We start from the raw sequence: 11,798 nt of genomic DNA on the forward strand, positions 1-11,798 counted from the left end.
TTTATTTTTGACTTTATTGAGTTGTGTGGGGCTGTGCACACATGTGATGGCTGAAGAGAAGAAAGGGGATCGAGATGAAGAAGAAGATCGTTCTATTTCTCATGCTCCGGTAGAAGTGGAGATGCTAAATGATGAGGTAATGCTTCATTTTATGACCTCTATTGATGAGTTGTTGATACAGGTAGTAAATAGTAAAGGGGCGATAGTACATGAAGAGTTAATATCTATTACTATCCGGTAATTTTCAGGAATAATATAAAAGTATAGTAATGAAAGTATTGAGAGTTTCTTTGTTTTGTATTGTTTTGTTTCTGGTTGCGATCTCTTCTTTCTCGCAAGAGAGATTGATTTCATCCGGTTTATTGTTGAGTGGTGGCGCAGGAACATTGGATTACGAGTTTGTAGATGATTTGAAGCCTGATCGGCTTGGTGAATCTTTCGATGATACATATAACTATGATCTCCATTTGGGGTATCGTTTTCGTTTACGGCAGAATCATTGGTTGTTTTGGGACTTGGATGCTCTGTTGGGAATGAAAAGCATACAGAAGGGGAGATTATTGGATTTCAGTGAGATTTATACGCAATATCAAGTGGGAAAACGGCATTTGAATTATTATATAGCACTCTCACCTTCTCTCAATGCTTCTATCTATAAAGGATTATACGCAGGAGTGGGTGCTGAACCTACCGCTTATTTCTATCGGAGTATAGATAGCGGCATGGGATTCGATCTGCCCGTTACCTTGAAGATCGGTTACGATTTAGGCTGTGTCAGTATAGAGGGTTCCGCTAAAATAGGATTGTTGCGTCATTCCGTGGAGAACTTGTTGGAGAGGAACCGGAAGAAGGAATTCCTGCTATCGATTTATATTCCTCTTCGGAAGATCTTACCATAGATTCTTGTCTTTTATAAACAGAAAAGGAGGTGTGTCAAAAGTTCAATTGCAAATAGCAATTGGAGTTTTGACACACCCTATATATAATTATAAGAACTTATCTTAGTCTGTCTGTCTTTTTGTCTCCTAGGGAAACAAAAGTTTCTACATGGGAAAACAGAAGTTTCGTAAGGACGAAACTAAGGTTTCCTCATGAGGAAACAAATGTTTCCATAGCAGAAAACTTTTGTTTTATACCAAGAAAAACTATAAATATCAATTAATCAGTTTTTAGATGATATATGAAGCATGACCAAATAGATAGCTTGCCGGCTAAGCAATGTCTACGTCTTCTGCCGCTTTTTGAAAAAGATAGGACTAATAATGCGGTTGGCGAGTAGGGGACGGTGGTGTTTTGTGATTGAAAAGTAGTAAATGGTGGTAGATACGAGCCGATAGTGGTAGATGCTATTTATCTACCACCACTCGATAAATAACTTATGACCAATTGATTATAGCTATAGTTGTAGGTGTGGTAGATGATTTGATAAAAAAAATCCCGGATAGTGTTTAATCTACCCGGGATAATATATAATGTATAAGACCTTATCTTAGTCTCTGTACTCCCTGCGAGGTCCGCGATCACCACGATCCTGACGGGGACCACGGTCTCCACGATCACCACGGTCTGGACGAGGTCCGCGATCTCCTCTTTCTGGTCTTGGCGGACGTTCCTCGTAACCTTCCGGTTTCGGAAGCAATACCTTGCGGGAAAGTTTGAACTTGCCTGTTTTCGGATCGATATCAACCAACTTGACAGAAACCGTATCGCCTTCCTTCAAGCCGGCTTGCTCAACGGTCTCCAGACGTTTCCAATCGATCTCGGAAATGTGAAGCAAACCATCCTTGCCCGGCATGAACTCAACGAACGCGCCATAAGGCATGATAGAGGAAATCTTTCCTTCATAAACCTCTCCGATCTCAGGAACAGCCACGATACCTTTGATCGCCTTGACAGCCGCGTCGATCGTAGCCTTATTCGTGCCGGAGATCTCGATCTTTCCTACGCCGTCTACCTCATCGATAGATACCGTAGCTCCCGTTTTCTCTTGGATACCTTGGATGATCTTACCGCCCGGGCCGATTACCGCACCGATGAATTCTTTACCGATAATCATCGTCTCGATACGAGGTGCATGAGGTTTCAAATCCTCGCGAGCTTCCGGTTGAGCCTCCAAGATCTTGCCCAAGATATGCATACGGCCCTCTTTCGCTTGAGCCAAAGCATTCTCAAGGATCTCGTAAGACAAACCGTCTACCTTGATATCCATCTGAGTTGCCGTGATACCGTCTTTCGTACCCGTTACCTTGAAGTCCATATCACCCAAGTGATCCTCGTCGCCTAAGATATCAGACAAGATCGCATAGTTCGTACCCTTGTTCTCGGAGATCAATCCCATAGCGATACCGGATACCGGTTTCTTCATCGGGACACCTGCGTCTCTCAACGCCAAGGTACCGGCGCAAACCGTAGCCATAGAAGAAGAACCGTTAGACTCCAAGATATCGGAGATTACACGTACTACATACGGATAGTTGTCCGGGATCATACGTTTCAGCGCACGGTGAGCCAAGTTACCGTGTCCGATCTCACGACGGCCTACGCCACGTGTTGCTTTAGCCTCGCCTGTGGAGAACGGGGGGAAATTATAATGTAAAAGGAAACGCTCGTAACTATGATTCAATACGTCGTCTATCATTTTCTCGTCAGACTTCGTACCTAAAGTTACCGTTGATAAAGACTGGGTTTCACCACGTGTAAAGATAGCGGAACCGTGAGGACCCGGCAGGCAATCTGTCTCGATCCAGATCGGACGGATCTCGGTAGTCTTACGACCATCCAAACGCTTGCCCTCATCAAGGATGGCACGGCGCATAGCTTCTTTCTCTACATCGTGATAGTAGCGACCGATCATTTCCAGTTTCTCGTCCGTCAACTCCTCCTCGGAGAATTGAGCCTTGTATTCCTCTACGATTTTCTCGAATGCCTCGCTGCGTTCGTGTTTGCCGCTACCGGATGTGGCTACGGCGTAAGCCTTGGCGTAACATTTGTCGTGTACGTCCTTGCGCAACTCGTCATCGTTTACCTCGTGGCAATATTCACGTTTTACCAATTTGCCGCAAGCCTCGGATAACTCCAGCTGAGCCTTGCATTGTACCTTGATAGCCTCGTGAGCGACCTTGATAGCCTCAAGCATCTCAGATTCCTGAACCTCGTTCATCTCACCCTCAACCATCATGATGTTATCTATGGTAGCGGCAACCATGATGTCGATATCAGCTTTCTCCAATTCTGCGGAAGTCGGGTTGACGATGAATTTTCCATCCGTACGAGCTACACGAACCTCAGAGATCGGTCCGTTGAAAGGAATATCAGAGACAGCCAAAGCGGCGGAAGCGGCCAAACCTGCTAATGCGTCTGGCAAATCTTCGCCATCCGCAGAGAACAATATAATATTTACATATACCTCAGCATGGTAGTTGTCCGGGAAAAGAGGACGCAACGCACGGTCTACTAAACGAGATGTGAGGATTTCATAATCAGAAGCTTTTCCTTCTCTTTTTGTAAAACCTCCGGGGAAACGTCCAAAAGCGGAATATTTCTCTTTGTATTCTACTTGCAACGGCATGAAGTCAACACCCGGGTTCGCATCTTTAGCGGCACAAACAGTGGCGAGCAACACGGTGTTGTTCATACGAACGGTAACCGCTCCGTCTGCCTGTTTGGCCAATTTCCCGGTTTCGATGGTAATGGTTCTTCCATCACCTAACTCGATCGTCTTGTTAATTGGATTAAGCATAATCTTTTTTCTTATTTTTCTATCTGTCAAAAATTGGTGCAAATGTAATGAAAGTTTACCTGTAATTGCATGAAAATGAAAAGAAATAACAGTCTTAAAGCACTTTTTTTGAAAAAAGCCTTGAAGAAATACGGAATAATAGTGCCACAATTGTAAAATAATGTATATTTGCACCGAATTAGTAATATAGACAAACTGGAATAATGAAACAAATATCTACGAATTTACTCGCTGTGCTGTGTGTTATATTGCTTTTGTTCACGGCTTGTAAGAAGAATTCTGATTTTACGGTGGAAGGTGTGGTATCCGGCGCTGACGGCCAGATGATGTATCTGGAGAATGTAGGTGTGTCGACGGTAGAGTTGATCGATTCCGTAAAGCTGACGGCGGCGGGTAAATTCTGCTTTACGAAGCCTCGTCCGGCATTCCCTGATTTTTATCGCTTGCGCCTGAATAATCAATTGATAAACTTCTCGGTCGATTCTACGGAGACGATCTCGTTTGTGGCCGATGCCGGGACTTTCGCTACTTCTTATAGCGTGGAGGGTTCTGAGAATTGCAAGGCGATCAAGAATATTACCTTGGCTCAATTAGACGCTAACCAAGCGATCCATCGTTTACGGAAAGAGTTAGAGTCCGGACTAGTGGCGGATTCCGTATATTCCCGTCAGGTGCTCGAGGCCACCGAGGCCTATAAGGAGGTGGCTCATAAGTATATTTATTCCGCCCCGATGTCCGCTGCCGCTTACTTTGCTTTGTTCCAGCAAATTGACGGCTTGTTGTTTTTCGATTTGTATGACAAGAACGACTCGAAGGCTTATGGTGCCGTCGCCACCAGCTTTGATCATTATTATCCGGAAAGCCCTCGTGCTAAGCATCTGTATAACTTGGCTCTTCAATCTATAAAGGTGATTCGTAGCCAGCGCCCGATGGATTTGGATAAGGTGGAGAAGAAAGAGATTAGCTTCTTGGAAATCGAGTTGCCGGATATACATGGGGAAAACACGAAATTGTCTTCTGTCGCTACAGGCAAGGTGGTGTTGATCAACTTCACGGCCTATATGTCCGAATGGTCTCCTGCCTTGAATATGGAGTTTGGCGATTTATATACGAAGTATCACGACAAGGGTTTGGCGATTTATCAGATCTCTTTGGATAATGATCTCCACTTCTGGAAGAATGCCGCTTCTAATTTACCTTGGGCTTGCGTGCGTGATCCACAGTCGGTTTACTCCCAGGCCGCGGCGTTGTACAACGTGAAACAGCTTCCTGCGATCTTTATTTTGGATCGTCAGGGAAACTTGGTTAAACGGGTGGACGATGTGAAGAAACTTGAGGCTGACATCAAGTCCGTATTGTAAATTGTTCATGATTTAATTATCAGAATTATATGTTATAAAGCACTTTCGTAAACTTGTCTATCTTAGAAAGATGATCTAACTTTGCGAAGTCTTGAAATGATAAAAAAGGGGAGTTCCGGCCATATGACGTGGTCGGGATTCTTTTTTATTATGCAATAATCAATATTAATATAAAGAATAAGGAGGATTTAATATGGCTGTTAGTTATATGACAAAAGACGGCTACGATAAGATTTTAGCTGAAATCAACTATTTGGAGACTGTGAAGCGCCCTGAGATATCGGCTCAGATCGCTGAGGCGAGGGATAAGGGTGACTTATCCGAGAACGCCGAGTACGATGCCGCTAAAGAGGCTCAAGGTATCATGGAGGCTAAGCTTGCGCAGTTGAAAGGTTTGATCTCGAACGCCCGTCTGATCGATGAGAGTCGTGTGAAAACAGACGAGGTTCAGATTTTGAACAAGGTGAAAATTAAGAATACAAAGAATAACGCTGTCATGACCTATACGTTGGTATCGGATTCGGAGGCTAACCTAAAAGAGGGTAAGATTTCAGTAAGCACGCCGATCGCCCAAGGTTTGATGGGGAAGAAGGTGGGGGATGTCGTTGAGATCCGTGTGCCTTCTGGCTTGATGACATTTGAGATTATGGATATTTCAATTTAAAAAAGAAACGACGTATGGCAACTATTTTCAGTAGAATCGTGGCGGGTGAGATCCCTAGCCACAAGGTTGCGGAAGACGATGAGTTTTTTGCTTTCCTTGATATCAATCCGGTAGCCTTGGGGCATACCTTGGTAATTCCCAAGAAGGAGGTCGATTATATCTTTGATATCGATGATCCGATGCTGGGACGGATGGTCGCTTTCGCTAAGCGGGTAGCTCGTGCTCAAGAGACCGCTATCAAGTGTAAGCGTGTAGGATTAGCTGTTATGGGCTTGGAAGTGCCCCATGCGCATATCCATCTGATTCCTATCACGAAAGAGTCCGATATGTATTTCGGCGGGAAGAAACTAGCTGTAAGTCAAGAAGAGTTGGCTGAGATTGCCGCTAAGATTAGAAATGAATTTAAATAATTGAATATAATTTTTTAATTATAAAAAATTGGTTATATTTGTACCCGTTGTTTTATGCGTGACAATATCACGCAAAGGGAACAGCAAATCATTAATATGATTCATTAGTGGTTTTTACTCATAAATTTGTTAACCTTAGAAGAAAGGCCCCTCTGTGATAGAGCGGCCTTCTTTTTTAAACACACAATAAACATTTAAACTACTAAATTTATATCTTTATCTTACATCTCCGATAAGGTTAAGGGAGCCAAACGGCATGCCTGTTCCATCCGTGTACACCGCTCCAGTAATTATGCCAGTCATATAGCATACCGGATTGCTGGATATATACGCCGCATAATACAAAAGAGATAAGCCATAAGGCTAATAATATCCATCTTGCTTGCGTCGGTAAGGGGCGTACCTTGAACAATTGGCTGCAAATTGCGTATATCAAGGAGAATATGGGGATACCGATGAATAAGATTGTCCCTATACATCCCATGATTGCCATTGACAACGGTGCTCCGTTTATCAGGTCCACTCCGAACGGGGAGAGATTATAGATGAATCCAGCTTCCCCCATGAGCAACGCGAATGTTACGACTACCAGAATGAATACGACTAGTACTAGCGGTGGCAACAAGAAGATTCCGGCTAATATGATGAAAAACTTCAAGATGAAACCGATTACCAAGACGAAAACATCCGCCAGCTTTTGGAAAAAGTTTCTCGGCTTATCCGAGCTAATGAAGTCGTTCATGTTATTGCTGACTTTCTCGAATCCATCTGTCACGGTCTTTCCGATATTCTCCACCGTCACGCTTTGTCCGCGCATCTCGAGTTTCTCGGTCGCCGTGCGTGCCATTGGTACGATAATCCACAACAAGAAGTAAAGCGGAACTGTGATTCCATAGAAGAACATCAGAAGGAAAAATACGATACGTACGGCAGTCGGGTCCCAATCCATGTAGGCGGCGAAACCTCCGGCGACACCTCCCAGAATGCGGTTGTCCGGGTCACGCATCAAGCGTTTTTTGCTCGTCTGGGTATGAGTCTCCTGTTGTTGCGTACGGTAATTATCTTCGTGATCGGTGCTTTTCTCTTCCTCCTCGAAAATTTCTTCTGGCTTACCCATTCGTTTGATCACTTCCTCTACCTGCTCGATCGTGATGACTTCGTAGCCTAAGCGGACACGCTCGTTAAGAAGCTCCGAGATACGCATCTCGAAATCATCCATGATCTCATCCGAACCTTCTTCTTTGCGGAAGTGAATACGCAGGTTCGATAGATATTTGTCTAATAATTGGTATGCGTCTTCGTCAATGTGGAAAACTGTGCCTCCCAAATTAACAGTAAGTGTCTTCTTCATCACTCTTTCCTTTTAATTGTTTCTGATGTGGTTTATTGTATTATTTAGTTCCTGCCATGAGGTCTCCAGCTCGCCGAGGAATAGTTCTCCTTTCTCAGTCAGCTGGTAATACTTGCGTGGCGGTCCTTGCGTAGATTCTATCCACTGATAACTTAATAGCTCGCTATTCTTTAATCGGGTTAAAAGAGGATATAAAGTGCCTTCTACAACGATCAACTTCGCTTCTTGTAATTTCTGAATGATATCAGAGGTGTAAGCGGGTTCTTTTTTGAGAAGCAGGAGGATGCAATATTCCAGCGTCCCTTTCCTCATTTGTGATTTTACGTTCTCTGCATTCATCTCTCTTAATTTTATGCCACAAATGTATGTATTACATATGTACTATGCAATACATACTACTTTGAATTATCATTATTTAACTGAATGCTTGCACAAAAAGAGCAATTATGTGTAAAAAAAAGACTGGTTTCGTGTCTTTTAGAAGAGAAAAGCGTACTTTTGCGGTATCAATTCAAAATAAGGAATTATGATTTATTATCATTTCGCCGAGTTAATACACCGTCAGGCAGAAAAATATGGGAACCGTACAGCGTTGAAACATAGAGATAACGCTACCGGGAAATGGTTGAGGATTTCTTGGAGGGAGTTTTCTGATAAGGTTATGCTTACGGCCAAGGCGATGGCTGAGTTCGGGATAAAAGTACAAGAGAATATCGGGGTTTATTCCCAGAATATGCCTCAGTGTTTATATACGGACTTTGGTGCGTATGGCAACCGGGTGGTTTCCATCCCAATGTATGCGACGAATTCTCCGGGACAAATCGAGTACATCATCAATGACGCTAAGATCCACACGTTGTTCGTGGGTGAGCAATTGCAGTATAATAACGCTTTCAAGGTACAGAAGGACTCTGAGTATCTGGAGCGTCTGGTTGTCTTTGACCCGGCGGTCAAGATGAATCCGGAAGATAAGACGTCCATTTATTTTGATGATTTCTTGCGCTTGGGAGATAATGCGCATGCGGAGAGCACGGTAAAAATACGTATGACGGAAGCCCTTCCGGAGGATTTGGCTACCATTATATATACGTCCGGTACGACGGGAGAGTCGAAGGGAGTGATGCTTCCTCATTCCTGTTATTTGGAGGCGATGCGGATACATGATATCCGCCTGCCGATGGTAACGGATAAGGACTTGTCCATGAGTTTCTTGCCGATGACTCATATTTTTGAGAAAGCTTGGTGCTATTATTGTCTTCACAAAGGGGTTACGATCGCTATCAACCAAGACCCGAAAATGATCCAGAAGACATTGCCTGAGGTTCATCCTACGTTGATGTGTAACGTACCTCGTTTTTGGGAGAAGGTATATGCTGGCGTACATGAGAAGATCAATTCTTCTTCTCCTTCCATGAAGAAGATTTTCTTGGATGCGATCGAGACGGGGCGGAAGTATAATCTGGAGTATAAGAATAAAGGTATTCCGGCCCCGTGTGGTTTGAAGTTGAAGTTTCAATTTTACAATAAAACGGTTTTCACCTTATTGAAGAAGGTATTGGGTATTGAGCGTGGACGGCTTTTCCCGGTGGCGGGAGCTCCTTTGTCGGATGCGATTAATGAATTCTTGCAGTCCGTGAATATCCCGATTGTTTATGGTTATGGATTGAGTGAGACGACGGCTACGGTATGTTTCTATCCTGAGATCGGATTCCAGTTTGGCTCTATCGGCGAGGTAATGCCGGGTGTTCAGGTGAGAATAGATCCGGCGAATAATGAGATCTTGGTGAAAGGCAAGACCGTGATGTCCGGATATTATAATAAACCGGAGGAGACGAAGAAGGCTTTCACCGAAGATGCTTTCTTCCGTACCGGTGACGCTGGTCGTTTGGAAGGCAATACGCTATTCTTCACGGAGCGTATCAAGGATTTATATAAGACTTCAAACGGAAAATACATTGCCCCGCAAGCGATCGAGATGCTGATGAGCGGTGATAATTATATCGAGCAAATTGCGGTTATCGGCGATCAACGTAAGTTCGTGAGCGCTTTGATCGTGCCTGCTTATCCTTTGTTGGAAAAGTACGCCGAGGAAAAAGGTATCTCATTTGAGAGCCGGGAGGAGTTGGTGAATAACAAGGATATCGTTCGTTTCATCGAGGCTAGGATGGAGGAGCACCAAAAGAATTTGGCTTCTTATGAGAAGATCAAGCGCTTTACGTTGTTGCCGGAAGCTTTTATGATGGGATGTGAGCTGACGGATACGCTTAAGTTGCGTCGTCCGGTCGTATTGCAGAAGTACGCCGCTCAGATAGAGGCGATGTACGAGGAATAACGAGTTTGTCGGCTATCAACTATTTTGTATCTTTGTGGTAAATTTTTAAAAAAGAATATATGATTACATCAGACCAACTACATGACGTGTTGGAGCGCGATAAGGCGCTGAGGGGGTATCTTTGACATCGATGGCAAAACCATTCAGTTAGAAGAGGAGGAGCTACGTACGCAAGACCCCGGTTTCTGGGAAGACGCTAAACGTGCGGAAGTCCAGATGAAGAAAGTAAAGGAGCTAAAGAAATGGATCGAGCTTTACGGAGAGGTACATGCGGCGGCTGAAGAGCTAGAGCTGGCTTACGAATATGTAAAAGAAGAGATTATCACCGAGGAGGAGGTGGATGCGGCCTATAAGAAGGCTCTTCATTTACTGGAAGACTTGGAGTTTCGTAATATGCTTCGTGATGAGGCCGATCAAATGAGTTGCGTGCTCAAGATCAACTCGGGTGCCGGTGGTACCGAGAGCCAAGATTGGGCTTCCATGTTGATGCGTATGTATCAGCGTTGGGCTGAGAATAACGGTTATAAGATCTCTATCGCCAACTATCAGGAAGGGGATGAGGCTGGTATCAAGACCGTGACTTTCAATATTGAGGGCGATTATGCCTATGGCTATCTAAAGAGTGAGAATGGCGTGCATCGTTTGGTACGTGTATCTCCTTACAACGCCCAAGGTAAACGAATGACCTCTTTTGCCTCCGTATTCGTTACCCCGTTGGTGGATGATACGATCGAGGTAAAGGTAGAGACGGCGGCTATCTCTTGGGATACGTTTCGTTCGGGCGGTGCCGGAGGACAGAATGTGAACAAGGTGGAATCCGGAGTTCGCTTGCGTTATCAGTTCAAGGACCCATATACTGGTGAGGAAGAAGAGATCTTGATCGAGAATACCGAGACGCGCGATCAACCCAAGAACCGTGAGAACGCTATGCGTCAATTGCGTTCCATCCTTTACGATAAGGAGTTGCAGCATCGTATGGCCGAGCAGGCTAAGGTGGAGGCCGGAAAGAAAAAGATCGAATGGGGTTCACAGATCCGTAGTTACGTATTCGATGACCGTCGTGTGAAAGATCATCGTACGAATTACCAGACTTCCGACGTGAACGGTGTGATGGACGGAAAGATTGACGATTTCATCAAAGCATACTTGATGGAGTTTGCTGGAGAAGAAAGTGCGGAAAAATAAGTTTTTCCCTTTAACATTTGCATATCTCGATAATAAATCGTAATATTGCACCCGATTTCAGAGCCTAGCTCTGAACAGGTCCTATAGCTCAGTTGGTTAGAGCACCTGACTCATAATCAGGGAGTCCTTGGTTCAAGCCCAAGTGGGACCACGATGGATGGTCGCTAAATAGCTGATATTACGTTATTTAGCGATTTTTATTTTGCTTGATATGTGCAAAATGTGCCCACATTGTGGGGTCAGTCCGAAAACCCTGTGGATATGTTATGTTAATACGCACAAGAGAGCTATCTTTGCGTTCAAATTAAAATTATCTGCCCAATGCCTTCCAATCGCAACCCGCATAAGTTACTACGAGTCGTCTTCCCCGAGGTTTTAATGGAGTATTTCGAGATCTCCGGCTGGCATGACGACTCTGTCAAAATCGAAGTCTGGCTTGATGAAAAACACTACATGGAACGTTCAGATTACAAGAGTGGAACTGTGATCTCACATGGTTTTACTGATGGGAAAGTGATTCAGGACTTTCCTCTGCGCGGTAAACCTGTTTATCCCCACGTAAGACGTCGTCGCTGGTATGACAAAGCTGCCGGGGAAACTTTTTCCTATACCTACGATGATCTTGCGGCCGAAGGGACGAAACTCACTCCTGAGTTCGTTGCTTTTTTTAAAGAATAAGATTGAAACCACCGCCGCCACCAGCATAAGCCCCATAGCGGATGCTTATGGGGTAAAGGGGAAACTGTTAACTTCACA

General features: G+C 44.3%; 11 protein-coding genes and 1 tRNA gene. 9 read left to right on the top strand and 3 right to left on the bottom strand.

Annotated elements, in window-relative coordinates:
- Nucleotides 1-46: 46 nt before the first annotated feature.
- The gene (locus E5342_RS05100; protein WP_135958956.1) at nt 47-241 is read left to right on the top strand and encodes a DUF3244 domain-containing protein; all 195 of its coding nucleotides are present in this window, start codon (nt 47-49) and stop codon (nt 239-241) included.
- A 28-nt stretch (nt 242-269) separates the two neighbouring features.
- Nucleotides 270-899, top strand: a complete 630-nt coding sequence (locus E5342_RS05105) for a hypothetical protein (RefSeq protein WP_135958957.1) — start codon at nt 270-272, stop codon at nt 897-899.
- Between the two features lie 590 nt (nt 900-1,489).
- Here E5342_RS05105 and pnp read toward each other — a convergent pair.
- Entirely contained in the window at nt 1,490-3,739 is a 2,250-nt protein-coding gene (pnp, locus tag E5342_RS05110; RefSeq protein ID WP_121736826.1) for a polyribonucleotide nucleotidyltransferase, read from the bottom strand.
- A 203-nt stretch (nt 3,740-3,942) separates the two neighbouring features.
- Here pnp and E5342_RS05115 point away from each other — a divergent pair, with 203 nt between their 5' ends.
- The 3 genes from E5342_RS05115 (at nt 3,943) to E5342_RS05125 (ending at nt 6,174) form a co-directional block, all read left to right on the top strand.
- Nucleotides 3,943-5,100, top strand: coding sequence for a TlpA disulfide reductase family protein (locus E5342_RS05115; RefSeq protein WP_121736825.1), 1,158 nt, complete (start codon nt 3,943-3,945; stop codon nt 5,098-5,100).
- Nucleotides 5,101-5,293: 193 nt separating this feature from the next.
- On the top strand, nt 5,294-5,764 hold the full coding sequence (gene greA / locus E5342_RS05120; RefSeq protein WP_005860822.1) for a transcription elongation factor GreA: 471 nt from the start codon (nt 5,294-5,296) through the stop codon (nt 5,762-5,764).
- A gap of 14 nt (nt 5,765-5,778) precedes the next feature.
- A complete protein-coding gene (locus E5342_RS05125; RefSeq protein ID WP_121736824.1) occupies nt 5,779-6,174 on the top strand; it encodes an HIT family protein in 396 nt (131 codons plus the stop codon).
- A 238-nt stretch (nt 6,175-6,412) separates the two neighbouring features.
- Here E5342_RS05125 and E5342_RS05130 read toward each other — a convergent pair whose 3' ends face one another.
- Together E5342_RS05130 and E5342_RS05135 are read right to left on the bottom strand one after the other, a co-directional pair.
- Entirely contained in the window at nt 6,413-7,525 is a 1,113-nt protein-coding gene (locus E5342_RS05130) for a PspC domain-containing protein (RefSeq protein ID WP_121736823.1), read from the bottom strand.
- Between the two features lie 12 nt (nt 7,526-7,537).
- Nucleotides 7,538-7,864, bottom strand: a complete 327-nt coding sequence (locus tag E5342_RS05135; protein ID WP_009018680.1) for a PadR family transcriptional regulator — start codon at nt 7,862-7,864, stop codon at nt 7,538-7,540.
- A gap of 187 nt (nt 7,865-8,051) precedes the next feature.
- On the opposite strand from E5342_RS05135, the gene E5342_RS05140 reads away from it, so the two are divergent.
- The 4 genes from E5342_RS05140 (at nt 8,052) to E5342_RS05155 (ending at nt 11,720) form a co-directional block, all read left to right on the top strand.
- Nucleotides 8,052-9,857, top strand: a complete 1,806-nt coding sequence (locus E5342_RS05140; protein ID WP_135958958.1) for an AMP-dependent synthetase/ligase — start codon at nt 8,052-8,054, stop codon at nt 9,855-9,857.
- Nucleotides 9,858-9,916: 59 nt separating this feature from the next.
- Nucleotides 9,917-11,042 (top strand): peptide chain release factor 2 gene (prfB, locus tag E5342_RS05145; protein ID WP_135958959.1). Its coding sequence is split into 2 segments (ribosomal slippage): nt 9,917-9,979 and nt 9,981-11,042, totalling 1,125 coding nucleotides; the frame shifts between segments, so codons are not numbered across the junction.
- A gap of 77 nt (nt 11,043-11,119) precedes the next feature.
- Nucleotides 11,120-11,193, top strand: a tRNA-Ile gene (locus tag E5342_RS05150).
- Between the two features lie 170 nt (nt 11,194-11,363).
- Entirely contained in the window at nt 11,364-11,720 is a 357-nt protein-coding gene (locus tag E5342_RS05155) for an ISAon1 family transposase N-terminal region protein (RefSeq protein ID WP_168354453.1), read from the top strand.
- The last annotated feature ends 78 nt before the right edge of the window (nt 11,721-11,798 follow it).

It is taken from the genome of Parabacteroides distasonis, assembly GCF_004793765.1.
Lineage (GTDB): Bacteria > Bacteroidota > Bacteroidia > Bacteroidales > Tannerellaceae > Parabacteroides > Parabacteroides distasonis_A.

Coding starts and splice junctions, on each gene's coding strand:
- pnp (WP_121736826.1), bottom strand. CDS start 3,739: ATGCTTAATCCAATTAACAAGACGATCGAGTTAGGTGATGGAAGAACC.
- E5342_RS05140 (WP_135958958.1), top strand. CDS start 8,052: ATGATTTATTATCATTTCGCCGAGTTAATACACCGTCAGGCAGAAAAA.
- E5342_RS05115 (WP_121736825.1), top strand. CDS start 3,943: ATGAAACAAATATCTACGAATTTACTCGCTGTGCTGTGTGTTATATTG.
- E5342_RS05105 (WP_135958957.1), top strand. CDS start 270: ATGAAAGTATTGAGAGTTTCTTTGTTTTGTATTGTTTTGTTTCTGGTT.
- E5342_RS05130 (WP_121736823.1), bottom strand. CDS start 7,525: ATGAAGAAGACACTTACTGTTAATTTGGGAGGCACAGTTTTCCACATT.
- E5342_RS05135 (WP_009018680.1), bottom strand. CDS start 7,864: ATGAATGCAGAGAACGTAAAATCACAAATGAGGAAAGGGACGCTGGAA.
- E5342_RS05155 (WP_168354453.1), top strand. CDS start 11,364: ATGCCTTCCAATCGCAACCCGCATAAGTTACTACGAGTCGTCTTCCCC.
- E5342_RS05125 (WP_121736824.1), top strand. CDS start 5,779: ATGGCAACTATTTTCAGTAGAATCGTGGCGGGTGAGATCCCTAGCCAC.
- greA (WP_005860822.1), top strand. CDS start 5,294: ATGGCTGTTAGTTATATGACAAAAGACGGCTACGATAAGATTTTAGCT.
- E5342_RS05100 (WP_135958956.1), top strand. CDS start 47: ATGGCTGAAGAGAAGAAAGGGGATCGAGATGAAGAAGAAGATCGTTCT.